Origin of the sequence: Planobispora longispora (genome assembly GCF_016863135.1) — a bacterium.
GTDB lineage: Bacteria > Actinomycetota > Actinomycetes > Streptosporangiales > Streptosporangiaceae > Planobispora > Planobispora longispora.
In genome coordinates this window covers 163,376-188,052 of the sequence record NZ_BOOH01000039.1, presented here as the reverse complement: position 1 = coordinate 188,052, position 24,677 = coordinate 163,376, and the positions used below count along the sequence as shown (strand labels likewise).

The window sequence follows — 24,677 nt, the reverse complement described above, 5'->3', positions numbered from 1 at the left end:
CCTGCGCGAGCTGCCGGCGAGGCATGATTGCTGAATGCGGAGCAGAGCGGGGGATGTCCTGATTCGGAGATTCGCCATTCGGGGGGGCGCCCTGGCCGGAGTGGTCGCGGTGACGGCTTTCACGGGTCTCACCGGTGTCGCCGGGTCCGGGGCCGGGGCGTGGGCGAGCAGCGGGCCCGCGGTGCGGGCGGGCGCGGGAGGCGGGACCCTCGCGGATGCGGAGGTCGGGAGCCGTGCGGAGTCCGGGAGCCGGGCGGAGGCCGTGCCGACCGGTGAGGCGCGCGAGAGCGGTGAGCCGACCCTGCCGGGGGAGGAAGGGGGAGAGGTCCTCTTCCGGTTCCGGGACGAGCGGATCACCGAGTCGAGCGGGCTGGCGCTCTCGCCCACGCACGAGGACGTCTACTACACCCACAACGACAGCTCGGCCGGGCCGGTCTTCTTCGCGGCCGGGAGCGACGGGCGGACCCGCGCGACGTTCACCCTGCGCGGCGCGGCCTCCCGCGACTGGGAGGGCATGGCGGCCTCCCGGGACCCGCGGACCGGGCGCGGCGTGCTCTGGTTCGCCGACATCGGCGACAACTTCGACGGGGCCTGGCCCGACATCTCCGTCTACCGGGTGCAGGAGCCGTCCTCGCTGCGGGACGCCACCCTGCCCGCCGTGCGCTACCGCTTCCGCTACGAGGACGGCGGGCACAACGCCGAGGGGATCATGGTGCACCCCCGCACCGGGCGGCTGTACATCGTGAGCAAGGAGTTCTCCGGCTCGATCTACCAGGCTCCGAAGCAGCTGCGCACCGGCAAGGTCAACGTCCTGCGCCGGGTCGGCCCCGCCCCCGTCATGGCGACCGACGCCGCCTACGCCCCCGACGGGTCGAGTTTCGTGATCCGCACGTACTTCTCCGCCACGGTCTACAGCGCGCCCGGCGAGCAGCTGTCCAAGGTGACGATGCCGCCGCTGGAGCAGGCCGAGTCGATCGCCTACACCGCGGACGGCACGGCGCTGCTGACCGGCACCGAGGGGACCGGCAGCCCCGTCTACCGGGTGCCGCTGCCCGAGCGGGTGCTGGAGGCGATGGCCCCCACGCCCACGCCCACTCCCACGTCGGAGCCGGGCGCCGGGACGGAGACCGGCCGGGAGGCCGCGGGGGGCGGTACGGAGACCGCGGACCCCCAGGAGGATGCGGGGGTCCCGTTCTCGGCCATCGCCCTCTGGCTGGCCGTGGCGGTCGGAGCCACCGGCGCCATCGCCCTCATCGCCCGCCGGACCCGCTGATCCTCAGTCGCCCGCCGAATCCGCTGGTCCTCCGGGGGCCTGCCGGATCCACTGATCCTCCGACGTCCATCGGATCCGCTGGTCCCCCGGGAGCCCGCCGGATCCGCTGGTCCTCCATCGCCCCCGGGCCCGCGCCGCCGTACGGCGGGTGATGCGGGCGCGACCTGGGGAGGCGCGGATACTCAGGCCGGATTGAGTACTCCACCGCAAGCGATCCGGAGAGCCGTTGGGGAATCCTGTGGACATGCCGTTCAACAGCATGCACCCGGGTTCATCCCTTTCCCGGGGAGAGGTGAGGTGTCCGGATTGCGATCTGCTCCTCACCGAGCGCCGGGACCGTTGCCCGCGCTGCGCCCTGCCGCTCGAAGGACCCGCGGCGGCTGAGCTCTGGCGGCTGGACCGGGCGCTCGCCGAGGTCCGGGCGAGGCAGGCCGGGCTGCTCGCCCGCCGCGGGGAGTTGCTCGGCATCCTCCGGGAGGAGCGTGACCGCCCGGGACGGACCTCCGCCGGGGCGAGGTCCGGGACGGGACCGGACGGAGAGTCCGGCGCGGGGCCGGAAGGGGAGCCCGGCACGGGGACAGGGTCGCAGGAGCGGGCCGGGGGCGGCCTGCGGGAGCCCGAGACCCCCGGAGTGTCGCGGGGGGACATCTCGCCGAAGGCGGTGCAGAACCTGCTGCTCTCCCTCGGCGGGTTGCTGCTGGTCGTCGCGGCCATCGTCTTCACGGTCGTGAGCTGGGGGAACCTCGGCATCGGCGGGCGGGCGGCGGTCCTGGCCGGGTTCACCGCGGTGACCCTGGCCGTGCCGAAGGTCCTGGTGGCACGCGGCCTGAACGCCACCGCGGAGACCGTCGCGATGCTCGGCGTGGCCCTGCTCTTCCTGGACGGCTACGCCGCCCGGCGGACCGGTCTGGCCGGAGCCGACGCCCTCGCCGGGAACGACTACACGGCCGGGGTGTTCGCCGTGGTGGCGCTCATCCTGGCGGGATATTCGAGGATGCTCCCGCTGAGGCTGCCGCTGCCGACGGCGATCGTCCTCGCCCAGTTCCCGCTGCCCCTGCTCGCGGCGGACCGGACGGCGACGTGGTTCACCGCCGCGCTCACGGTGACGGCCGTGGCCGACGCCCTCCTGCTGCTGCTCGTCGCGGCGCGGAACCGGTCCGCGGAGGTCCGGGAAGACGCCGGGACACCGGATGGGGAAGCGGCGGACGCCGAACCCACGGGAACCGCGTCCGAGCTCACGGGAGCCGCGCGCGGGGTCCGGGGGACCGTGGCGGTCGCGTTCGGGATCGTGTGGGTGCTCGGCGTGGGATGCGGGTTCCTCGACTCCGCACTGGGGCTGATGACGGGGTTCTCTCCTGCGGACTGGCCGGGTTCCTCGGTGAAGGGCGCGCTGCTGGCCGTACTGGCCCTGACGGGGATGGCCGTGGCGTCGCGGGACGCGGCGGGACGGTTCACGGCGCTCACTGTCGCGTCGACGTTCGCGCTGGTCGCCGGGCTCGCGGCCCCCTGGCTCCCGCTCGTCCGCCCGGCGTGGTCGGCGGTCGTCTACACGGTCGCGGGATTGGCCGTCGCCGCCGCCGCGGCGCTGCGCCTCCCGGGCCTGGGCGGGCGGACGCGCTCCGCGATGGCGGTCATCGGCGGCGTCCTGGCGGCGCTGACCGTGGTCCCGTTCAACTACGACATCACCCACACCCTCGCCGAGCCGTTCGCCCACCTGGACGGGATCTGGTCGGGAGCCCGCGGTCACGCAGAGGAATGGCCCTCGGCGCCCACCTCGCTGCTGGTCGTCCTCGCGCTGCTGACCGCGGCCTCCGCTGCGGCGGCGAGGATCGCGCAAGGACACCGGGAGCTCCTGGGAGTCGCCGCGCTGTCGTCCGGCACGCTGGCGGTGATCCTCGTGCCGGAGGCCTTCGGCTGGAGCCATCCGGCGGATCTGTCGGTCCTGCTCACCCTGGCGGCCGTCCTCGTGGCCGGTGCGGCCGCGGCCCGCCGGCGCCGGTGGGCGGGGGTCCTCGTCTGCGCGACCGGGACCGTCACCGTTCTGGCCGTCGCCACGGCGCTGGCCGAGCGGACCGCCACCCACGCCGCGCTCGCGGTCCTCGCGCTCGCCTGGGGAGGCGCTGCCCCGGTCGCCGGGACCCGTGATCTCCGCTCCGTCGCCGCCGGGGTCGCGGCGCTGCTCGTGGGAGGGGAGGCCCTGGCGATCGGAGCGTCGCTGGGCCTGCCGCCCCGGCAGGCGGCGTTCGCCGTGCTGGCCGTGGCCTGCCTGGCGGCGACGGCGGCGGCGGGCCTGTGGCGGCCGCGGGCGGCGGACGCCGCGGCGGACGCACGGCAGTCCCAGGCGGCGGACGCGGCCGCGAGCACATGGCGATCACGGATGACCGACGTCATGACGGGTGCGTGGCGATCGCGGGCGGCGGACGCCGCGGCCGGGCTGGAGGCGGCGGGTTACGTCCTCGCGGCCTGCGGGCTGGCGCTGGCCGCCTCCGGCGCGCCGCCCGTCGGCTCCGGCCTGCCGTCCGGCGGCCCCGACCTGCCGACGATCAGCCTGGCCTGCGCCGTCGTCGGCCTCATGCTGACCGGGACGGCGCTCCGCCCCGACCGGCGGCAGGCGGCCTACGCGGGAACCGGATTCCTCCTGCTCGCGGCCTGGACACGCCTGTTCGCCTCCGACATCACCGTGATCGAGGCGTATACGGTCCCGTTCTCCCTGGTCCTTCTGGGGTTCGGCTGGTGGACGGCGAGGGCCGGGACGACCTCCTCCTGGACCGCGTACGGCCCCGCGCTCGCCTCCAGCCTCCTGCCCAGCGCGATCGCGATGGTCACCGGCTCCGGCTGGGTCCGCCCCCTGCTGCTGGGAACGGTCTCGCTCGCGGTGCTCCTGATCGGGACTCGCCTCCGGCTCCAGGCCCCGGCGGTTCTCGGCGGCCTGACCCTGGCCGCCGTCGCCCTGCACGAGCTGGCGCCCTGGATCGCGCAGATCGTCGTGGCGGTGCCCCGATGGGCGCCGATGGCGCTGGGCGGGCTCCTCCTCGTGGTGGTCGGCGCCACCTACGAGGCCCGCCTGCGGGAGATACGCCGTCTCCGGGAGACCATCGGCCGGATGCGGTGACCCGGGGGGACGCCCGTCCGGTGAGGTGAGGACGATGTCGCGGCCGAAGGCGGTGTACTGACCGCCGGGCAGCGCGCCGAACGTGAGCGGCCTCGTCCTCGAACCGCCGTAACACCCGCTTTTCAACCTCAGCTGCACATGTGCTAGCCTGGGAAGCAGTTGCAGTTGTGGTACCCATAATGAACTTGTGTGCGCCTGACGGTATGTAGCCTCAGGTGCATTTTTTGTTTTCCGGTCTTCTCCGGGTGTGGGCCTATCTCGGCGACGCGGAATCCGCGCAGTGCAGATTCCGGCTTTGCACCTAATCAAGAGGAGATCGACATGGCTTCTGGCACCGTGAAGTGGTTCAACGCGGAAAAGGGCTTCGGCTTCATCGAGCAGGACGGCGGCGGCGCCGACGTCTTCGCGCACTACTCCAACATCGTCTCTCAGGGCGGTTACCGCGAGCTGCGCGATGGCCAGCGGGTGTCCTTCGACATCACGCAGGGCCAGAAGGGCCCGCAGGCCGAAAACATTGTCGCCGCCTGACGAAGCAGTGCCACGGATCAGGGCCCGCACCCCCACAGGGTGCGGGCCCTGATCCGTTTCCCGCCGCTGTGGAGACGCCCCTCTTCTCCTGAGGGCGGGTTGCCGCTAGCTTTCGGGGATGCGCGTCCGCGGGCCGGGTCGCGTCACGAGGAGCTCTCGGAAGGTCACAGGTCACTCCATGGACATCGGGATTGTGGGTGCGGGCATCGTCGGGCTGGCGGTGGCCCGGGAACTCGCGCTGACCCGGGGCGCGCGGGTGACCGTGCTCGACAAGGAGGACCGCGTCGGGGCCCACCAGACCGGGCACAACAGCGGGGTCGTGCACGCGGGCCTCTACTACCGGCCGGGCTCGCTGAAGGCGAAGCTCTGCCGGGACGGCGTTGCCCTGCTCCGGGAGTACTGCGCCGAGCACGCCATCCCCTACGACGAGGTCGGCAAGCTCGTCATCGCCTCCACCCCCGCCGAGCGCTCAGGCCTGCGGGCCATCGCCGGGCGCGCCCGGGAGAACGGCGTCCCCGGTCTCGCCGAGCTGGACGCGCTGGCCCTGCGCGAGATCGAGCCGCACGCCGTCGGGGTGGCCGCCCTCCACTCCCCGCACACCGCGATCGTCGACTTCCCGGCGGTCGCCCGCCGCCTGGCCCGGGACGTGGCGGAGGCCGGCGGTTCGGTACGGCTCTCGCACCCGGTCCGCGCGCTGCGGGAGACCCCGGCCGGGGTCGAGGTGCTGACCGACGGGCCGGACGGTCTGCGCAAGCTGCGCTTCGACGGGCTGGTCGTCTGCGCCGGGCTCGGCACGGACACCGTCGCCCGGATGGCGGGAGTCGCCGGGGACGTGCGGATCGTCCCCTTCCGCGGGGAGTACTACGCCCTGGCCGGGGACGCCAGAGACCTGGTCCGCGGGCTGATCTATCCGGTCCCCGACCCCCGCTACCCGTTCCTCGGCGTGCACCTGACCCGGAGGATCGACGGCGGGGTGCTCGTCGGCCCCAACGCGGTGATGGCCCTGGCCCTGGAGGGCTACTCCTGGCGTGATATCGATCTCACCGACCTGCGCCGGGTCGCGGCCTGGCGGGGCACCCGGAGGCTGGCCGCCCAGCACTGGCGGACCGGGGTCAGGGAGGTGCTCGGCTCCCTCGCCAAGCAGTCCTTCCTGAAGGCCGCGCGCCGCTACGTGCCCGCCCTCACCGGGGGCGATCTCGTCAGGACCGCCGGCGGCGTCCGGGCGCAGGCCGTGGCCCGGGACGGGAGCATGGTGGACGACTTCGTGATCGACACGCACGGTCGGATCGCTTTGATCCGTAACGCCCCGTCTCCTGCGGCGACGTCAAGCTTGGCAATAGCCAGGCACCTTGTAGGGATAACCTCTGTTCTGAACTCTTAACGGCTTTCTCATATAGGCGGGTGAGGATAATTCCCCTGAGCGAATCACCCGAAGCCCGCCTGCTGGTCGTCGAAGACGAGCCCAACATCCTCGAACTGCTGGCCGCGAGCCTGCGGTTCGCCGGATTCGGGGTGAACACGGCGGGCACCGGCACCGACGCCGTCGCCGCCGTCCAGCGGCACCGTCCCGACCTCATCGTGCTCGACGTGATGCTGCCCGACATGGACGGCTTCGACGTCGTACGGCGACTGCGCGGCGGGGGCACCCACACGCCCGTGCTCTTCCTCACCGCCCGGGACGCGGTCGAGGACAGGATCCGCGGGCTGACCCTCGGCGGCGACGACTACGTGACCAAGCCGTTCAGCCTGGAGGAGGTCGTGGCCCGGATCCGGGCCGTGCTGCGCCGTACCGGCGGGGGAGAGTCCCCGGCCCGGCCGCCCCGGCTGACCTTCGCCGACATCGAGCTCGACGAGGAGAGCCACGAGGTCTGGCGCAACGGCAGGGTGGTGGCGCTGTCGCCGACGGAGTTCAAGCTGCTGCGCTACTTCATGGCCAACGCCGGGCGGGTGCTGTCCAAGGCCCAGATCCTCGATCACGTGTGGGACTACGACTTCCGCGGCGACGCCGGGATCGTGGAGTCCTACGTGTCCGTGCTCCGCCGGAAGATCGACAACGCCGACCCCAGGCTGATCCACACCCTGCGCGGGGTCGGCTACGTGCTCCGCCTCCCGCCGGACCCGTGATGCTCACCCGGCTCCCCCTGCGGGTCAAGCTGATCGCGGTCATCCTGGTCCTGTTGAGCATCGCGCTGACCCTGATCGGGATCGGCAGCGTCTCGATCATGCGGGGCTACCTGGTCGACCGGGTGGACACCCAGATCGACATCACCACCGGCAACCTCCTGCGCCGCCTGAGCCGCCCCGTCCCCTTCGACACGGCGGTCAAGACCCTGCCGCCGGACATGAGAGCGGAGCTCCGCGGTCCGCACGGCCGGATGATCACCTTGCTCAACGGGACGGACGTGGAGGGCAGGCCGGGCCCGGCGGTGCCCCCGGGCGTGGGGCCGGAGCCGTACCACAACGGTGAGTGGCGGGTCCGCGTCACCCCGCTGGACACCGGGGGAAGCCTCGTCGTGGCCGTCGACCTGGCCGAGGTCCGGCAGATCATCGGGCAGCTCGCGCTGGTGGAGGTCCTCGGCGGCGGCGGGCTGATGCTGGCGCTCGCCGGGGTGGGGGTGGCGGTCATCCGGCGGAGCCTGCGCCCGCTGGAGGAGATCGAGCGCACCGCCGAGGCCATCGCCGCCGGAGACCTGGGCCGCCGGGTCCCGGACGCCGACCCGAACACCGAGGTGGGGCGCCTGGGCCGGTCCCTGAACCTCATGCTCGCCCAGGTCGAGGCCGCGTTCCGGGCCAGGTCGGAGTCGGAGAGCGCGGCCCGCAGGTCGGAGGAGCGGATGCGCAGGTTCGTCGCCGACGCCTCCCACGAACTGCGCACGCCGCTGACGTCGATCCGCGGCTTCGCCGAGTTCTACCGCCAGGCGTCCGACATCGATCCGGCGCCGCTGATGCGCCGGGTGGAGTCGGAGGCGGTACGGATGGGCCTGCTCGTCGACGACCTGCTGATGCTCGCCCGGCTGGACCAGCAGCGCCCGATGGCCATGCGCCCGGTGGACCTGCTCGCCATCGCCGCGGACTCCGTGCACGACGCCCGCATCCTGGCCCCCGAGCGGGAGATCACGCTCTCGGTCGACGGCGCCGCGCTGATCGTCTCGGGCGACGAGGTACGGCTCCGCCAGGTCGTGGGCAATCTGATGTCCAACGCCCTCACCCACACCCCGGAGGGCACGTCCGTCCGGATCTCGTTGCGCGGCAGGGGAGGGGCGGCCGTCATCGAGGTGGCCGACGAGGGGCCGGGCCTCACCGCCGAGCAGCGCGAGCGCGTCTTCGAGCGGTTCTACCGCGCCGACTCCGCCCGCGGCCGCCCCGACTCCTCCAACGGCGGCGGCAGCGGCCTCGGCCTGGCCATCGTCGCGGCCATGGTCGACGCCCACGGGGGCACGGTGGAGGTCGACTCCGCCCCCGGCGCGGGCGCCGTCTTCCGCGTCCGCCTCCCCCTCGCCGCCGAGGCCGGCTAGACCGCCGGGCGGGCCCGATACGGACCCGTTCCCGGGTCGGGGGGAGGGCGCATGAAAGGATTTCCGGCGTGACGTGACCTCACCCGATCGGGAGGACAGGCGTTCATGCGCGAAGAGAAGATCGGCGACTTCCTGGACAGCCTCGCCGACCGGGTTCCCGCCCCCGGCGGGGGAGCGTCGGCGGCGCTGCACGCGGCCCAGGCCGCCGCGCTGCTGGGCATGGTGGCCCGCTACAGCGTCGGGGAGAAGTACGCCGAGCACCGCAAGACGGTCGAGCGGGTCATCGCGGAGACGGACGGGCTGAGATACGCCGCGCTGCTCCTGGCCGAGCAGGACGCGGTGGCGTTCACCACCGTCACCGACGCCTACCGGCTGCCCAAGACGACGGAGGAGGAGAAGGCCGACCGCTCGGCCGCCATCGCCGCGGCGCTGACCGAGGCGAGCAGGCCCCCGGCCGCGGTCATCGGCGTCGCGTCGAGCGTGATCGGGCTGGCCGAGGAGCTCCTGCCGATCGGCAACCGCAACGTCATCACGGACGTCGCCGCCGCGGCCGAGGCCGCCCGCGCGGCGGCGACCACCGCCCGCGTGAACGTCGAGGTCAACATGGGCGGTGTCCGGGACGAGGGAATCCGGGCGGAGCTGACCACCCAGACCGCGCAGGTCGACGAGATCGAGGCTCGCGCCGAGCGGGTCACCGCCGCCGTCCGCTCGGAGATCGCCGGTTGATCCCGCTCTGAGGCCGTTCGTTCCGAGCAACCCGCCCGGAGGACTCCGGCCTCCCGGAGAGCCGGTGCCCGCGTCCGGTCCGCGTCCGGTCCGCGTCGCCCCCGGACCGGAGATCCCCGCTCGACCTCCCCGCCCGGTCCTTCCAGCGGCCCGGCGGGGAATCCGACCGCAGAAGGAGTTCGATGAGCGCCGCCGTCCTGTCCGGAAAGGAACTCTCGGAGGCGATCCGCGCCGAGACCGCCAGCGAGGCCGCCGAGCTCGCCGCGGCGGGAATCCCCCCGCGGCTCGCCGTGGTGATCGCCACCGCCGACGAGTCCAGCGCCTGGTACGTCCGTTCCATCGCCAGGGCCGCGGAGAAGGCGGGAATCGTCTGCGACCTCGTCGACCTGGGGCCCGACGCCGCTGCCGGGACGATCCGGGAGACGCTCGCCGAGCTCAGCGGCGACCCGGTGGTGCACGGCGTCATCCTGCAGACGCCGCTGCCGGGCGGTGCGGCGCTGGAGGACCTCGCCTCGGCCATCGCCTTCGAGAAGGACGTGGACGGCGCCAGCCCGCTCTCCCTCGGCCGGCTCGCCGCCGGGCTCCCGGCGTTCGCCCCGGCCACGGCGGAGGCCGTGGTGGCGCTCCTGGACCACCACGCGATCGAGCTGAGCGGCCGGCACGCCGCCGTGGTCGGGCGCTCGACGGTCGTCGGCAAACCCGCCGCCCACCTGCTGCTGGACCGGAACGCCACCGTCACGGTCTGCCACTCGCGCACCGCCGACCTGGCCGCCGTCACCTCCGCCGCCGACATCGTGGTGGCGGCGGTGGGCCGGGCCGGACTGATCACGGCCGAGCACGTCCGGCCGGGAGCGGTCGTGGTGGACGTGGGGACCAACCCCACCGCCGAGGGCGGCCTGGTCGGCGACGTGGACGCCGGCTCCGTCCGGGGCCGCGCCGGGGCGCTGACCCCGGTGCCCGGCGGGGTCGGCCCGGTGACCACCGCGCTGCTGCTCCGGCACACCGTCCGCGCCGCCGCCCGGACCGGGGGAGCCGCCGCCCGGGTCGGGAGAGAGGGGTCCGGCTGATCGTCGGGAGAGGGTTCCTGATCGTCCGGTGCGGCCGGAGCCCTCAGGAGGCGCCGAGGGCGGCGCCGGGCCAGCTGCCGTCGGGGAACCCGCCGACGGACGCGCCGTCCGGGAGGGCGACCCGCTCGTTCTCGGAGAGGCCCTCGACGATCTCCACGTACTGGTCGCCCCGGACGCCCGTCTTCACGCTCCGCTGCCCGCCGCCGGAACCGTCCATGCCGCCGCCCGCGGGGGCGACCTCACCGGGGTGGGAGGACGGGGCCGGCGTGGTGGGACGGCCCGAGGGCGCCGGACCGGTCGGGCCGCCCGTGGGCGCGGGCGTGCCGGTGGGGAGGCAGCCCGCCTGCCGGGAGGGGCTCGGTGAGGTCTGCGGCCGGGCGGTTCGGGAGGCGGTATGACCGTCGGCACCGTGCAGAGGGTGGAGGACGGCAAGGTCTACGTCCAGACCATGGACGGCTCCGTGGTGACGGTGAACACCACCGGCGAGACGACCGTGCGGGTCTCCCGGGAGGGGAAGGTCGCCGATCTGCGGGCCGGCGGGACGGTCGTCGTCCAGGGGACGCGGGGCGAGGACGGCTCCCTGACCGCCACGTCGATCAGCGAGGGCGCCGGCCGTCAGCGCTGATCGTCTTACAGCAAACACTCAGGTGACGTTGAGCCGCGTCCCAGAGAGATGGGAAAACCTCGTGTCTGTGCTGGACAGAGTTGAGGCCCGCCTGCTGGTGGTGGACGACGAGCCGAACATCCGGGAGCTCCTCTCCGCCAGCTTGCGCATGTCCGGGTTCGAGGTCGTGACGGCGGGGGACGGTCGCGAGGCGGTGCACTTCGCCGAGCGGATCCGCCCCGACCTCGTGCTGCTCGACGTGATGCTGCCCGACATGGATGGATTCGCGGTGGCGGGGCGGTTGCGGGAGATGGGCGGGCAGATGCCCGTGGTCTTCCTCACCGCCCGGGACGCCGTCGACGACAAGGTCACGGGGCTGAAGGTGGCCGACGACTACGTGACCAAGCCGTTCAGCCTGGAGGAGGTCCTGGCCAGGATCCGGGCCGTGCTGCGCCGTACCAGAGGGGACCTCGACATCCCCGTCCGCCTGCAGGTCGGCGACCTGGAGCTGGACGAGGAGGCGCACCAGGTCTGGAAGGCGGGCCAGGCGGTGCGGCTCTCGCCGACCGAGTTCAAGCTGCTGCACTACTTCATGGTCAACACCGGCAGGGTGCTGTCGAAGGCGCAGATCCTCGACCACGTGTGGAACTACGACTTCGGCGGTGACGCGGGGGTCGTGGAGTCCTACGTCTCCTACCTGCGGAGGAAGGTGGACACGGCCGAGCCGAGGCTGATCCACACTCTGCGCGGGGTCGGATACGTTCTGCGGCCGCCGCAAGGTGATTGAACTTTCAGCTGATATTCAGGTCCGCCGGATCTGACCCTGAGCTTCATGGGGTGCAATGGAGCACGCATGACCCCCAGAACGCCCTGGAAGACACGGCGGATCCGGGATTCGCCTCCAGCTGCGGGGGAGGCGAGTCCGGCAACGGCCCGCCGCCGACTCCGGGGACAGGCCCCATCGCTTCACCGAGTTCGCCCCCGTGACCCGGTTGAGCGGTGGGGCACAATCATGTCCGGCGCGTGCTCGCCGGCACCCGCCGTTTCATGGAATGACCAGCCTCCTTTGCGCTGACATGTCTAGGGACCGTCCTGCCGGGAACGATCGGTCCCGTGGGCGGGAACGACGGAACGCTGGAGGCGCTGCGGGAACTGCGGCGCCATCTCGACCATGACCTCTTCCCTCTCGCCGTCGGCGACGCGGAGGCCGACCGCCGGGCGCTGCGGGAGCTGACCGGCCAGCTCGACGACTACCTGATCCCGCGGCTGAGCGCGATCGACGCCCCGCTGCTGGCCGTCGTCGGCGGCTCCACCGGGGCGGGCAAGTCCACCCTGGTGAACTCCCTGGTCGACGCCGACGTCACCGAGCCCGGCGTGCTGCGCCCGACCACCCTGGCCCCCACGCTGGTGACCAGCCCCGCCGACCGCGACTGGTTCGTCTCCCCGCACGTCCTGCCCGGCCTTCCCCGCGTCACCGGGGGCGGCCAGGGCGAGCCGGGCACGCTCCGGGTGGTGGTCGCCGAGGCGCTCCCGCCCGGCCTGGCCCTGCTCGACGCGCCGGACATCGACTCGGTCGTCGCCGCCAACCGCGAGCTGGCCGCCCAGCTGCTCGCCGCCGCCGACCTGTGGCTGTTCACCACGACCGCCTCCCGCTACGCCGACGAGGTGCCCTGGGGGTTCCTGCGCGCGGCACGCGAGCGGAGCACGGCGCTGGCGGTGATCCTCTCCCGCGTCCCGCCGGAGGCCCTGGGCCTGGTCGCCGGGGACCTGAACCGGCTGCTGGAGGTCAACGGGCTGGGCGGGACGCGGCTGTTCGAGGTGCCGGAGCTGCAGCTCCCCCGGGAGAACGCCCGGCTGCCCCGCGCCGCCGTCCAGCCGGTCGCCGACTGGCTGACCGGCATCGCGGCCGACGCCCAGGCCCGGGCCGACGTGGTCCGGCAGACTCTGTCGGGCGCGCTGGACAGCCTCGCCACGCGGGTGCCCGCGCTCGCCGACGCGGTGGACCGCCAGCGCGCCGGGGCCGGGGAGCTCCGCGCGGCGGTCGACGCCGCCTACGCCGCCGGGCTGGCGACCTTCGACGAGGGCATGCTGGACGGCTCGCTGCTCCGCGGCGAAGTGCTGGCCCGCTGGCAGGACTTCATCGGCACCGGTGACCTGATGCGCTCGCTGGAGAGCCGGGTGGGCCGGTTGCGGGACCGACTCGTCTCGTTGTTCACCGGACGGCCCGCGCCGGAGAGCGAGCTGCGGGTGGCGCTGGAGCACGGGGTGGAGGCGCTGGTCAGGGCGGCCGCCGACGGTGCGGCCGAGCGCGCGCTGGAGTCATGGTCGTCCCTGCCCGCCGGGCGGGCGTTGCTGGAGCGGACCGGGGCGGTGGCGGCCGGACGGCTGGGCCGGGCCTCGGCGGGACTGCGCCAGGCGGCGGAGGAGGCGGTCCGGGGCTGGCAGGGGTACGTGCTGGACCTGGTCAGGGAGGAAGGCGCGGAGCGGCGCACCACCGCCAGGGTCGCCTCGTTCGGCGTCAACGGGATCGGCCTGCTGCTCATGATCGCGGTCTTCGCCTCCACCGGCGGCCTGACCGGGATCGAGGTCGGCATCGCCGGGGGGACCAGCGTGCTGAGCCAGAAGCTGCTGGAGGCCGTCTTCGGCGATCAGGCCGTCCGTACCCTGACCACCAAGGCCCGTGAGGACCTGCGCCTGCGCGTGGAGGAGATCCTGGGGGACGAGGCGGCCCGCTTCACCGGGCTCCTCGACGCCGTCGAGCCTCCGGAGGGAGCGGCCCGGGCCCTGCGCGCCGCCGTGTCGGCCGTACGGGACGGCGGCGGGATCCGCGGCGGCATCCCGGCGGGGGCCGTACCCGAGGGCGGGAGTGCGCCCGCGGTGGAGGCTGCTCCGGACGGCCGGGACGCGATTCCGGCGGAGGGTGTTCCGGCGGAGGGCGTGCCGGGCCGGGAGGCGGGCGACCGGTGAAGCTGCTGCGGCGCGAGAGCACGATCTCCCTGGACGACCGGCTGGCGGCCCTGGCGGAGGCGGCGGACCTGGCCGACGGGCGGCTGGACGCCGAGGCGGTGGCACAGGCCCGGACCGTGGTCTCCCGGGCCGGGACGCGGCGGAGCCTGTCGGTGGACCACACGGTGGCGGCGCTGGCCGGAGCCACCGGGAGCGGGAAGTCGTCGCTGTTCAACCTGCTGTCGGGCACCACGCTCGCCGCGGTCGGCGTGACCCGGCCGACCACCTCCACCGCGCAGGCCGCGCTGTGGCGGGGAGCCGGATCGGGGCCGCTGCTCGACTGGCTGCAGATCCCCAACCGGCACGAGGTGGACGGGTCGGGATCCGGTACGGCGAGCGGTGACGCCGGGGGACGCGGTGGTGACGGCCGGGGATCCGGTGAGGACGACGCGGGGGAGACCGCCGGACTGATCCTGCTCGACCTGCCCGACCACGACTCGATCGAGCTGGCGCACCGGCTGGAGGTGGACCGGCTGGCCCAGCTCGTGGACCTGCTGGTGTGGGTCCTGGACCCGCAGAAGTACGCCGACGCGGCCGTGCACGACCGCTATCTCAGGCCCCTGGCCCGGCACCGGGACGTCATGGTGGTCGTCCTCAACCAGATCGACCGGCTCACCCCGGCCGCGGCCGAACGGTGCCTGGCGGACCTGCGGCGGCTGCTCGCCGAGGACGGGCTGGCCGGGGTGCCGGTGATCGGCGTCTCGGCGCGCACCGGGACCGGGGTTCCGGAGCTGCGCTCCCTGCTGGCCTCCCGGGTCGCCGACCGGCGCTCCTGGGCCGCCCGCCTGGCCGCCGACGTGGGCGCCGCCGCCGACGTCCTGGCCGGCGCGGCGCACGGGGCCGAAGGGGACGGCGCCGACCGGCGGACACGGGACGGGCGGGCCGCCGGGCCCGAGGACGGCCGGGCGGGGACCGGGCGGCCGAAGGCGGCCGACCTCGTGAAGGCCCGGGAGGCGTCCGTGGACGCCCTGGCGGGACCGCTGACCTCCGCGCTGTCGCAGGCCGCCGGGGTCCCCCTGGTCATCGCCGCGGTGGCCAGGGCGCACCGGCACCGCTCGATCGCCGCCACCGGCTGGCCGGTCACCCGGTGGATCCGCCGCTTCCGGCCGGACCCCCTCCGCAGGCTCCGTCTGGGCGCGCCCCCGGGCGCGGGCGGGTCCCGGGCCGAGCCGGAGGCGGGAACCGGGTCCGCAAGCGTCTCGGGGGACACGGCGGGAACGGTGGTCGGGCGGACCTCGATCCCGGCGGCCACCACCGTCCAGCGCTCCCAGATGGACCTCGCGATCCGCGACACGGCCGCCGCCGCCTCGGCGGGGCTCCCCGGACCGTGGGCGGCGGCCGTACGGCACGCGGCCCGGTCGCGGATGAACGAGCTGGAGGACCGGCTCGACCGGGCGGTGGCCACCACCTCGCTCGGGGCGTCCCGGCGGCCGGCGTGGTGGCGGGTGATGGGGACGGTCCAGTGGCTGGTGCTCACGGCGGCGCTGGCGGGCGCGCTCTGGCTGCTCGGCCTGTTCGCCATGGACTACCTCCGCCTGCCCGAACCACCGGTGCCGACCGCGGGCGAGGCCCCGTGGCCCACCCTGCTGCTGCTCGGCGGCATCCTGCTCGGCCTCGTGCTCGCCCTGCTCTCCCGGGCCGTCGCCTGGCTCGGCGGCCGCCGCCGGGCGCGGAAGGCGGCCAGGGCGCTGCGTGCGAGCGTGGCGGAGGTCGGCCACGCGCTCGTGCTGGAACCGGTGGAGGAGGAACTGTCCCGCTATCACCGCTTCACCGAGGCGGTCACGACCGCCCGGCGCTGATCGGCGGTACTTCCGGAGGCGCGGCTGACCGGATGCCGGACAAGAGAAGAAACCTATAGTTTTCTCGTATCACTCCCCTAACATCCGTTTTCATGATTATCAGAGTGTTCGCCGCGGCAACGTTGGGCGTCGCGCTTCTCGCCGCTCCGGCCGCCGCCTATCCCGTCAAGGGCGTCCCCGAGCTCACCCACAACCCCCTGTACAAGAAGGGCAAGCTTCCCAAGATCTCCTGCAAGCTGAGCAAGGGCACGACCGAGGCCTCCACGGAGAAGTATCTGAGGAAGCTGGTCGGGTGCCTGAACGACGCCTGGAAGCCGATCGTCGACGACTACCAGCCGGTCTCCGTGGACATCAAGCGCAAGCAGGACGACCGGTGTACCGGCGGGACGGAGATGGTCAACTCCTACGCCGTCGTCTGCGGAACCTTCATCAGAGTGCAGCTCGGCGCGGATTGGATCAAGGCCAAGGACGACCTCCCCGTCTTCCTCCAGGTCACCGCGGCGTTCGGCGGGGTCGTCCAGGGGCAGACCGGGATCGGCGAGGCCTGGTGGGCGCTGGGCACCGACATCGAGGAGGAGGAGAAGGAGCTGAACCGCCGCTTCGACCTGCAGCAGTACTGCCTGTCCGGCGCGGCGGTGAAGAGCCTGGGCCGTACGGCCAGGAACTGGAAGCCCCTGCTGCACGCCGAGGATCCCGAGCCCAAGGACAAGGGGTTCAGCAAGTTCTTCACGCACAAGCCCACCGCCAACGAGGTCAGTTGGTTCACCCGGGGTTACAAGGCGGGCGGGCCCGGCGCGTGCAACACCTGGACGGCGTCCTCCGCCAAGGTCGCGTAGGGCCTCCCCGGCCGGTGGGCCCGCGTTCGTGCTCGATCGAGTGGGTGACCGGGCGGGGATCAGACGGCGAAGAGCAGGGCGGCGGTGAGCAGCATGATCACGGCGGTGGCGAAGTGGACGCCGAACGCGACCGCCTTGGTCCCGCCGTTGCGCAGCACGATCAGGGTGTCGCCGAGCGGGAGCAGGGCGGCGAGGAGCATGAACCAGGCCTCGGCGTGGGCGCCGGCGAAGGCCAGCAGAGCCAGGCCGATCAGACCGTAGGCGCCGTCACGCAGGCCCTTGATCGTCAGGTAGGCGCGGTCGGTCGTGGCGGGAACGCCGTAGCCCGCCGCGGCGGCGTACGGCACGAGCAGGAAGCGGGCTCCGATGAGCAGGCACAGCAGGTTGACGGCGATGGCGAGGCCGTACGCGACGGTGACGAGCATGGTGTGACTCCATAAATCTAGCGTTGCTAGGAACGGGAACGACGCTAGCAGAGCATAGATAGAAGTGCTAGCAATGCTAGATTTCGGAGCATGTCGATTCAGGCGCGCAGGGAGCGCGAACGCGCACAGCGGGAAGAGCTCATCATCACGGCGGCCCGGGAGCTGGCCGAGGCCGAGGGCTGGGAGGCGGTGACCGTGCGGCGGCTGGCCGAGCGGGTCGAGTACAGCCAGCCGGTCCTCTACAGCCACTTCAAGGGCAAGGACGCGATCATGACGGCCGTCGCCCTGGAGGGCTTCGCCGACCTGGCCGCCGAGCTCCGCGCGGCCCGCACCGCGGCGCCGGATCCCGCCGGCGCCCTCGCCCGGATCGGCGCCGCCTACCTGGCGTTCGCCGACCGGAGACCGGCCCTCTACGACGCCATGTTCCGGCAGAACGTCGATCTGCCCTTCGCCACCCCCCAGGCTCCGGCCGCTCTGCACGCCGGGTTCGACGAACTCGCCGAGGCCGTCGGCCCGCACGCGGGCGGCGCCGATCTGGGTCTGCTGACCGAGACCTTCTGGGCCGCCCTGCACGGTCTGGTGACGCTGATGCGCGGCGGCAGGCTTCCGCGCGAGCACCAGGACCGCAGGCTCGCTCTCCTGGTGGCGTGTTTCACCCGTGAGCCCGCGGGTCCCGGCCACTCACTCTGACGCGCCCGTCACCGCCGGAAGCGGACCGGCATGTGCTTGATGCCGTTGATGAAGTCCGAGCGCATGCGCCGGGGCGGGGCGGTGAACTCGGCGGCGGGGAAGCGGCGGAGCAGTTCGCGGAGCATCGCGGTGATCTGGGCGCGTGCCAGGCCCGCGCCGAGGCAGAAGTGGGGGCCGCCGCCGCCGAAGGTGACGTGGTCGTTGGGGATGCGGCGGATGTCGAGGGTGAGCGGGTCGGTGAAGATTTCCTCGTCGTAGTTGGCCGAGGCGTAGAAGGTGACGACCTTCTCGCCTTCGGTGATCTTCTGGCCGTGCAGTTCGGTGTCGCGCAGGGCGGTGCGGCGGAAGTTGTGGATGGAGGAGCCCCAGCGCAGGAACTCCTCGGTGGCCGAGCGCCACAGGTCGTCATCGCCGATGCCGTCGGCGAGCTCGCGGTAGACGTCGGGGCGTTCGATCAGCGCTCGCATGGCGTGGGCGATCAGGTTGCGGGTGGTCTCGTTCCCGGCCACGGAGAGCAGCACGAAGAAGGCGTCGATCTCGTCGCGGCTGAGCTTGTCGCCGTCGATCTCGGCGTTGATCAGCGCGGTGAGGATGTCGTCGCGGGGGTTGGCGCGCCGCTCCTCGACCAGCCCGTCGCAGTAGGCGTACATCTCCGCCGCGGCGATCTCCCCGTCCTCGGGGGTGGTGCGGAAGTCGGAGTCCTGGAAGCCCACCATCCGGTTGGACCAGTCGAAGATCATCGGCTGGTCCGGCTCCGGCACGCCGACCATGTCGCAGATCATCTGGAGCGGGAGGTGCTGGGCCACGTCGGCGACGAACTCGACGTCCCCGTCCTTCTCGGTCACCCTGTCGGCGATCCGCGCGGCGCGCGCCTGGATGGTCTCCGTGAGCCTGCGGATCATGCGGGGGGTGAACCCCGCGCTGACCAGCTTGCGATAGCGGCTCTGCCGGGGCGGGTCCATGTTGAGCAGCATCAGCCGCATGACCTCCAGTTCCTCCGGCTTCTGCGTGCGGATGAAGGTGCTTCCCGCCTCGGTGGACCAGGTCTGGTGGTCGCGGCTGATCGCCTTGACGTCGTGATAGCGGGTGACGGCCCAGAAGCCCGTGTCGTCCGGCACCTCGTGCCAGAAGACCGGCGCCTCCTTGCGGAGGCGGGCGAACTGCCCGTGCGGGACCTCTCGCTCCCAGGTGTCCTCAAGCAGGTCGATCTGCATGCCGACGGCTCCCTTCCGGCGCGTTTTCCAGGAGTTGTCCGAGTACGGCTGGAGCCCGGCCGCCGCACCCCCGGACCCGGAGCGTCGGCTCCGGCCGGAATCGGGGGCTCAGAAACCGAGCAGGTCGCGCAGGCTCTCCACGACGGCCCGCGTCTCGACCGCGGGGGGATCCAGCCGGTGCTGGATCGCGCAGCCGATGAGCACACCCAGCACCGCGACCGCGGTGTGCTCCGGTGATCTTCGTAGGGACGTCCCGGCCAGCTCGGCCCATTGGCTCAGGCCGTCCGCCAGCAGGGTCCGGATCTCGGCGTACCGCCTGGCGAGGAGGTCGCCGATGTGGGAGTCGCGCGCGCCGTGCAGCCACAGCTCCATCTCCAGCAGGAGCCATGACGCACCGCGATTCCCGTCGGTGATCGCTTGGTGCACCGCGGACAGCCGGTCGTCGAGCCCGGGACTGTCCCCGAACGCGGTGAGCAGCTCGTCCGCGACCTGGTCCTTCCACACCTCCAGCAGGGCCAGCAGCAGGCCCTCCTTGCCGCCGAAATGGTCGTAGAGGGCTCCGGTCGTACGGCCCGCGGCATCCGCCACGGCCTCGGCCGACACGGCGTGGAACCCCTTGACGGCGAACAGGTCGGAGGCCGCCTCGATCAGCCGGGCACGGGTCTCGGCCCTGCGCTGCTCCTGCGTCCTCGCCACATCCGCCTCAGGAAATATCAGGATTCCTACATATCTTCACTTCCCGATATTTCATGATGTGCGCCGTACGTCAAGAGGCCGGGCGGACCGGCTTCCACCTGCCGGGCCCCGCCTCAGGAACGTGATCTGCCACACCACGGTCGTGGTGTAGGCGACGGCGCAGAGGACCGTCTGGGTGAGGACGGCGGGGAGGTACCAGTCCGGCCCGGAGCCCAGCACCGGGGAGACGGGTTCGTCGGCGGCGCCGCTGAGCGAGAAGGGCGTGGCCACCGAGACCGCCAGCAGCAGGAGCAGGAAGAGGAACCCGGCCGCTCCCTGGACGGCCAGCAGCGCGGGTGAGACGCCGAAGCGCCGGATGAGCAGGGCCAGCATCAGCGCGACCACCCCGGCCACGGCGAACAGCGCGGTGTGGGTCCAGGCGAACCCGGCGGCGTTCTCCAGGTAGAACTTCCCGTCGGCGTAGTAATCGGGGGCGGCCCGCACCTCCCCGTCGGCGAGTGGGCCCGCCTGACCGATCGCCACGAAATCCAGGACGGGTATGGTCAGGCCGAGCAGCGGCAGCTGGCTCAGGATCAGAGGCGCCATGCGAGGGGCCGGCGCCGGCCGCCATGCCACGGCCCTGGTCAGCAGGACCACGCTCATCAGGTACGCCATGGCCGCGGCGCCCAGCGTCGCGGCGCGGCCGGGGGCGTACCAGCCGGGGGCCGGCGCCGGGATGTCCCCGGTCGGCGACCAGAGGCCGTTGCGGAGATCCCCCTCCACGTCCGTCACCACCATGCCTGCCAGGACCGTCAGGTACAGCGGGCCGGTCAGCCCGAGGAAGAGGAGCGCGGCGGCGACGGCCCGGGGCGAGCCGTGCCACAGCGGGGCGGCCACGTTGACGAAGAGGACCGCCGCCATCATGAAGAAGGCCGCGGTCAGGAAGGGGATCCTGGCGGCGGCCTCCTCGTACTGGGTGAACCCGATCCAGGTGCCGGTGTCCGCGGCCGGAAGATTGCTCAGCCGCTTCCGGACGCTCTCCACGGCAGCCGCGGTCCCGGCGCGATCCAGCAGCCAGACGGCGAGGCCGAAGACCACGGGCTGACCCAGGATCACGATCGCCCAGCGCCGGCCCGGCAGGGCCGCGGAGGTGTCCTCGCCCATGGTCGGAATCTCGCAGCACGGTGATAAGACGCCGGTAAAGGGCGGTGGCGAGACGCCGGTGAGCCCGGGAGCTCCGGGCCCGGGCGGCCGCGACCGGTTTCTGTCGGCGGCCCGGCCTACTGTGGGGGTCAGGCATGACCTCGACGGGAACCGGGAGGCCCCCATGACGACCCTGCCCGACCGGACGAACACCGCGCTGCTCGTCATCGACGTCCAGAACGGGGTGGTGGGCGGCGCCCACAACCGCGACAGCGTGATCGCGAACATCAACGTCCTGCTCGACAAGGCCCGCGCGGAGGGCGTGCCCGTGGTCTGGGTGCAGCACTCCGACGACGACCTCAAGCGCGGCAGCAACGAGTGGCGGTACGTCCCGGAACTGGTCCGCCGCGATTCCGAGCCGATCGTCCACAAGAACTACGGCGACTCGTTCGAGGCCACCGAGCTGGAGGAGCTGCTGGCCGAGCGCGGGGTGGGCCGGCTCGTCGTCACCGGGGCCCAGACCGACGCGTGCATCCGCTCGACCATGCACGGGGCCTTCACCCGCGGCTACGACGTGACGCTGGTCGGCGACGCGCACACGACCGAGGACCTCAGCGTGTACGGCGCGCCGCCCCCGGAGCAGGTGATCGCGCACACCAATCTCTACTGGAAGTGGCAGAGCGCGCCCGGGCGCCGCGGGGGGACCGTCGGCACGGCGGAGGTGACCTTCACGGCGGACGACGCCGGCTGAGCCGTCCCGGGCGGCCCGGCCGCGCGCGGGCGCGGGTCCTCCGGGTCGGAGTCCGGGCCGGTTCCGGGTCAGAGATGGAAGCGGACCGGCATGTGCTTGATGCCGTTGATGAAGTCCGAGCGCATGCGCCGGGGCGGGGCGGTGAACTCGGCGGCGGGGAAGCGGCGGAGCAGTTCGCGGAGCATCGCGGTGATCTGGGCGCGTGCCAGGCCCGCGCCGAGGCAGAAGTGGGGGCCGCCGCCGCCGAAGGTGACGTGGTCGTTGGGGATGCGGCGGATGTCGAGGGTGAGCGGGTCGGTGAAGATTTCCTCGTCGTAGTTGGCCGAGGCGTAGAAGGTGACGACCTTCTCGCCTTCGGTGATCTTCTGGCCGTGCAGTTCGGTGTCGCGCAGGGCGGTGCGGCGGAAGTTGTGGATGGAGGAGCCCCAGCGCAGGAACTCCTCGGTGGCCGAGCGCCACAGCTCCTCGTCCTCCAGGCTCCCGGCCAGCTCGCGGTAGACGTCGGGGCGTTCGATCAGCGCCAGAACGGCATGCGAGATCAGGTTGCGGGTGGTCTCGTTCCCGGCCACGGTCAACATGACGAAGAAGGCGTCGATCTCGTCGCGGCTGAGCTTGTCGCCGTCGATCTCGGCGTTGATCAGCGCGGTGAGGATGTCGTCGCGGGGGTTCGCGCGCCGCTCCTCGACCAGCCCGTCGCAGTAGACGAACATCTCCGCCCCGGCGTCGTCGCCGTCGTCCGGGCCGCTCTGGAAGTCGGGATCCTGGGAGCCGCTCAGCCGGTTGGACCAGTCGAAGATCATCTGGTGGTCCGATTCGGGTACCCCGACCATGTCGCAGATCGTCTGGAGCGGGAGGTGCTGGGCCACGTCGGCGACGAACTCGACCTCCCCGTCCTTGTCCGCCACCGTGTCGGCGATCCGCGCGGCGCGCGCCCGGATCGCCTCCGCCAGCTTCCCGACCGTCCGCGGGGTGAACCCGGCGCTGACCAGCCTGCGGTAGCGGCTCTGCTTGGGCGGGTCCATGTTGAGCAGCATCAGCCGCGCGACCGCCATCTCCTGCGATGACAGCGTGCGGATGAAGGTGCCGCCGGCCTCGCTGGACCAGGTCTGGTGGTCGCGGCTGATCGCCTTGACGTCGTGATAGCGGGTGACGGCCCAGAAGCCCGTGTCGTCCGGCACCTCGTGCCAGAAGACCGGCGCCTCCTTGCGGAGGCGGGCGAACTGCCCGTGCGGGACGCCGCGCTCCCAGGTGTCCTCAAGCAGGTCGATCTGCATGCCGACGGCCCCCTTCCGGTGCGCGCCCCGGCGGCCGGGCGGCGTGTCGGAGTTCCTGTGGACGTACTCTCCGATATTTCACGCCGCCCGCCGTGCGTAAAGAGCCCTTCCGCGGAGCGTCACTCGCCGATCTTCGAGAGATCGATGATCACGTACTCGTCCTCGATCGGATAGGCGACCAGGCGGTCGTCGCCCAGAGCGGCGTGCACGGCGATCGACGAGCCGTCGGCGTCGGCGCGGATCCCCAGGTCGCCGGACTTGCCGGTGATCGGGTCGTGAAGGTACTGACCGCCCCGCGGCACGGGCAGGTGCACGATGCGGAAGCGGTCGGAGGCGAGTCCCGCGAACGACTCTCCGGGGATGTCGCGTTCCCGGGAACCGTCGCGGAGGCGGAAGAAGGCGGACCTGCCGTCGGGCTTCGAGCCGACGCACGCCGTCACGTCGCACTTCACATTCCGCTCGCCGGGCCGGACGACCGCCTCGTCCACGGCGCCGGTCTCGACGTTGAACAGCTCTCCGAACGCGGTCTCCCCGTCCTGCGGATGCCTGCCCGGCGTGCCCACCCAGGGCCAGCGCAGGATGTGGTGGCGGTCGGCCCCGGGCACCGGCTCCACGGTCCCGCCCCCGAGAGGAACCGTGAAGACCCCGCCCCGTTCGAGGGAGAAGGCGAGCTTGTCCCCGATCACGGTGAGCTTGCCGGCCCCTCCCTTCAGCGGGCGGTCCGTGCGGATGGCCGTGGGACGCCCCCCCTCGACCGGGACGGACCAGAACTCCGTGGTCCTGGGCGCGGTGCTCTCGTCTCCGTCGGCCTCGTCGATCGTCTGCCAGACGATCAGCCCGTTGCCCACCGTGTATCCGGAGGCGAACACCCCCTTCGGGGTGCTGATGTCGGCGATCTTGCGGATCCGGCGCTCGGCGAGATCGTAGGAGTAGATCGCGTCGGCCTTCTCGAAGCTCTCCGAGGTCTCCAGGAGCAGCGTGCGGTCGTCGATGAACGCCTGCGGATGGAATTCGCGCCCGCCGGGCAGCTCGGCCGGGATCTTCCAGACCGCCTCCGGCCAGACCTTCTCCACCGGATCGGGCATCACCGGTTCGCCCGAGGGGGACGGCGTCCCGGAGGCGCTCCCGGTGCTCGGCGCCGGGAACGGGCCTGTCGCGGGAGTCACGGGGCCGTCCCCGATCCCGCGCACGGCGATCCCGGCCCCGCCCGCCACCAGCACGACGGCGGCGGCCGCGAGCAGAGTCTGCGCGCGCGCCCTGCGCCGCCGGGAGCGGGCCGCGACGTGCGCCGACAGGGCGCCCGGGGCCCGTGGAGCGTGTTCGGCGGCGTGGCCGAGGGCCGTACGGAGGCTGTCTTCCAGGTGGTCGCTCATCGGGTCCTCCCGCCGGTGGCTGTCGGGTTCGGTGCGCTGGGGCCGGCCGAGCCCGCCGGGCCGGGACCGGCCGGTTCCGGTACGGCCGAGCGGAGCCGGTTCAGGCCGAGGGACGCGTGGCTGCGGACGGTCCCCCGGGAGACGCCGAGAACCCCGGCGATCTCCTCGTCGGTCAGTTGCTCGTAGTAGCGCAGGACGAGTACGGCCCGCTGCTTGCGGGGCAGGGTCGCGAGGGCCTGCCACAGCTCCTGTTCGACGCCGGAGGGGAGCGCGTCCAGGTGGGAGCCCTCCGGCGGGTCCCAGACAAGCCGCTCACGGCGGTGCAGCCGCCAGGTGCTGACGTGCAGCCGGGCCATGGTCGTCCGGACGTAGCTCTCCGGTTCGTGCTTGCGGCGCACCCGCGGCCAGGCGCGGTGCAGCCGGATCAGCGCCTCCTGGGTGAGGTCCGCCGCGTCGTGAGGGTTGCCGCTGAGGACGTAGCCGTAGCGCAGCAGCGCGTCGGCCCGCTCGGCGACGAAGGCCTCAAAGCGGGAATCGTCGTCCACTTACCTCTGCCTTCCTGAGTCCGTCACCTCCCAGACGGATTCGGGGGCGGAAGTGTTGAATCTCGCGGCGCTGAATTCCGCGGGGCCGCCCGGAACCGCGAGCGGCGCCCCTCGCGGGCGC

Annotated in this window: 23 protein-coding genes; 15 read left to right on the top strand and 8 right to left on the bottom strand. The window is 72.8% G+C overall.

The features are described 5' to 3' along the window. The first annotated feature begins 109 nt into the window (after positions 1 to 109). The 8 genes from Plo01_RS24270 (at position 110) to Plo01_RS24235 (ending at position 10,221) form a co-directional block, all read left to right on the top strand. Positions 110 to 1,273, top strand: coding sequence for a hypothetical protein (locus Plo01_RS24270; protein ID WP_203892973.1), 1,164 nt, complete (start codon positions 110 to 112; stop codon positions 1,271 to 1,273). Positions 1,274 to 1,565: 292 nt separating this feature from the next. Next, on the top strand, positions 1,566 to 4,385 hold the full coding sequence (locus Plo01_RS24265) for an SCO7613 C-terminal domain-containing membrane protein (RefSeq protein WP_203892972.1): 2,820 nt from the start codon (positions 1,566 to 1,568) through the stop codon (positions 4,383 to 4,385). Between the two features lie 321 nt (positions 4,386 to 4,706). Continuing rightward, a complete protein-coding gene (locus Plo01_RS24260) occupies positions 4,707 to 4,913 on the top strand; it encodes a cold-shock protein (RefSeq protein WP_203892971.1) in 207 nt (68 codons plus the stop codon). Positions 4,914 to 5,091: 178 nt separating this feature from the next. Then, positions 5,092 to 6,294, top strand: a complete 1,203-nt coding sequence (gene lhgD / locus Plo01_RS24255; protein ID WP_203892970.1) for an L-2-hydroxyglutarate dehydrogenase — start codon at positions 5,092 to 5,094, stop codon at positions 6,292 to 6,294. A gap of 20 nt (positions 6,295 to 6,314) precedes the next feature. Next, a complete protein-coding gene (locus Plo01_RS24250) occupies positions 6,315 to 7,037 on the top strand; it encodes a response regulator transcription factor (protein ID WP_275415417.1) in 723 nt (240 codons plus the stop codon). Continuing rightward, positions 7,037 to 8,428, top strand: a complete 1,392-nt coding sequence (locus tag Plo01_RS24245) for a sensor histidine kinase (protein ID WP_203892969.1) — start codon at positions 7,037 to 7,039, stop codon at positions 8,426 to 8,428. The genes Plo01_RS24250 and Plo01_RS24245 overlap by 1 nt, the downstream gene beginning before the upstream one ends. A 105-nt stretch (positions 8,429 to 8,533) precedes the next feature. After that, positions 8,534 to 9,154 carry a cyclodeaminase/cyclohydrolase family protein gene (locus Plo01_RS24240; protein WP_203892968.1) on the top strand — a complete coding sequence of 207 codons (621 nt, stop codon included), beginning with the start codon at positions 8,534 to 8,536 and terminating at the stop codon, positions 9,152 to 9,154. A gap of 182 nt (positions 9,155 to 9,336) precedes the next feature. Next, positions 9,337 to 10,221, top strand: a complete 885-nt coding sequence (locus tag Plo01_RS24235; RefSeq protein ID WP_203892967.1) for a bifunctional 5,10-methylenetetrahydrofolate dehydrogenase/5,10-methenyltetrahydrofolate cyclohydrolase — start codon at positions 9,337 to 9,339, stop codon at positions 10,219 to 10,221. Between the two features lie 43 nt (positions 10,222 to 10,264). On the opposite strand, the gene Plo01_RS24230 is transcribed toward Plo01_RS24235, so the two are convergent. Then, positions 10,265 to 10,438: a hypothetical protein gene (locus Plo01_RS24230; protein WP_203892966.1), complete on the bottom strand. Its 174-nt coding sequence runs from the start codon at positions 10,436 to 10,438 to the stop codon at positions 10,265 to 10,267. A gap of 177 nt (positions 10,439 to 10,615) precedes the next feature. On the opposite strand from Plo01_RS24230, the gene Plo01_RS24225 reads away from it, so the two are divergent. The 5 genes from Plo01_RS24225 (at position 10,616) to Plo01_RS24205 (ending at position 16,466) form a co-directional block, all read left to right on the top strand. Next, the gene (locus Plo01_RS24225) at positions 10,616 to 10,846 is read left to right on the top strand and encodes a hypothetical protein (protein WP_203892965.1); all 231 of its coding nucleotides are present in this window, start codon (positions 10,616 to 10,618) and stop codon (positions 10,844 to 10,846) included. A gap of 61 nt (positions 10,847 to 10,907) precedes the next feature. After that, the gene (locus tag Plo01_RS24220; RefSeq protein WP_203892964.1) at positions 10,908 to 11,612 is read left to right on the top strand and encodes a response regulator transcription factor; all 705 of its coding nucleotides are present in this window, start codon (positions 10,908 to 10,910) and stop codon (positions 11,610 to 11,612) included. A gap of 326 nt (positions 11,613 to 11,938) precedes the next feature. Next, a complete protein-coding gene (locus Plo01_RS24215; RefSeq protein WP_239316934.1) occupies positions 11,939 to 13,792 on the top strand; it encodes a GTPase family protein in 1,854 nt (617 codons plus the stop codon). Beyond that, positions 13,789 to 15,630, top strand: a complete 1,842-nt coding sequence (locus tag Plo01_RS24210; RefSeq protein ID WP_203892963.1) for a GTPase family protein — start codon at positions 13,789 to 13,791, stop codon at positions 15,628 to 15,630. The genes Plo01_RS24215 and Plo01_RS24210 overlap by 4 nt, the downstream gene beginning before the upstream one ends. Before the next feature lie 92 nt (positions 15,631 to 15,722). Beyond that, positions 15,723 to 16,466: a hypothetical protein gene (locus Plo01_RS24205; RefSeq protein ID WP_203892962.1), complete on the top strand. Its 744-nt coding sequence runs from the start codon at positions 15,723 to 15,725 to the stop codon at positions 16,464 to 16,466. 59 nt (positions 16,467 to 16,525) lie between these two features. Here the strand turns inward: Plo01_RS24205 and Plo01_RS24200 are convergent, their stop codons facing one another. After that, positions 16,526 to 16,891, bottom strand: coding sequence for a DUF4267 domain-containing protein (locus Plo01_RS24200; RefSeq protein ID WP_203892961.1), 366 nt, complete (start codon positions 16,889 to 16,891; stop codon positions 16,526 to 16,528). A gap of 90 nt (positions 16,892 to 16,981) precedes the next feature. Here Plo01_RS24200 and Plo01_RS24195 point away from each other — a divergent pair, with 90 nt between their 5' ends. Then, positions 16,982 to 17,581: a TetR/AcrR family transcriptional regulator gene (locus Plo01_RS24195; RefSeq protein ID WP_203892960.1), complete on the top strand. Its 600-nt coding sequence runs from the start codon at positions 16,982 to 16,984 to the stop codon at positions 17,579 to 17,581. Positions 17,582 to 17,589: 8 nt separating this feature from the next. Here the strand turns inward: Plo01_RS24195 and Plo01_RS24190 are convergent, their stop codons facing one another. The 3 genes from Plo01_RS24190 to Plo01_RS24180 form a co-directional block, all read right to left on the bottom strand. Then, positions 17,590 to 18,795, bottom strand: coding sequence for a cytochrome P450 (locus Plo01_RS24190; protein WP_203892959.1), 1,206 nt, complete (start codon positions 18,793 to 18,795; stop codon positions 17,590 to 17,592). Between the two features lie 108 nt (positions 18,796 to 18,903). Then, on the bottom strand, positions 18,904 to 19,491 hold the full coding sequence (locus Plo01_RS24185; RefSeq protein ID WP_203892958.1) for a TetR/AcrR family transcriptional regulator: 588 nt from the start codon (positions 19,489 to 19,491) through the stop codon (positions 18,904 to 18,906). A gap of 51 nt (positions 19,492 to 19,542) precedes the next feature. Further along, on the bottom strand, positions 19,543 to 20,634 hold the full coding sequence (locus Plo01_RS24180; RefSeq protein WP_203892957.1) for a hypothetical protein: 1,092 nt from the start codon (positions 20,632 to 20,634) through the stop codon (positions 19,543 to 19,545). 163 nt (positions 20,635 to 20,797) lie between these two features. Between Plo01_RS24180 and Plo01_RS24175 the strand changes: the two genes are divergently transcribed. After that, positions 20,798 to 21,364, top strand: coding sequence for a cysteine hydrolase family protein (locus tag Plo01_RS24175; RefSeq protein ID WP_203892956.1), 567 nt, complete (start codon positions 20,798 to 20,800; stop codon positions 21,362 to 21,364). Between the two features lie 68 nt (positions 21,365 to 21,432). Here Plo01_RS24175 and Plo01_RS24170 read toward each other — a convergent pair whose 3' ends face one another. From Plo01_RS24170 to Plo01_RS24160, 3 genes are all read right to left on the bottom strand, one after another. After that, positions 21,433 to 22,638: a cytochrome P450 gene (locus Plo01_RS24170; RefSeq protein WP_203892955.1), complete on the bottom strand. Its 1,206-nt coding sequence runs from the start codon at positions 22,636 to 22,638 to the stop codon at positions 21,433 to 21,435. Positions 22,639 to 22,757: 119 nt separating this feature from the next. Then, complete coding sequence (locus Plo01_RS24165) at positions 22,758 to 24,011, bottom strand: hypothetical protein (protein ID WP_203892954.1); 1,254 nt, start codon at positions 24,009 to 24,011, stop codon at positions 22,758 to 22,760. After that, positions 24,008 to 24,556: a SigE family RNA polymerase sigma factor gene (locus Plo01_RS24160; RefSeq protein ID WP_203892953.1), complete on the bottom strand. Its 549-nt coding sequence runs from the start codon at positions 24,554 to 24,556 to the stop codon at positions 24,008 to 24,010. The genes Plo01_RS24165 and Plo01_RS24160 overlap by 4 nt, the downstream gene beginning before the upstream one ends. Positions 24,557 to 24,677: the final 121 nt, after the last annotated feature.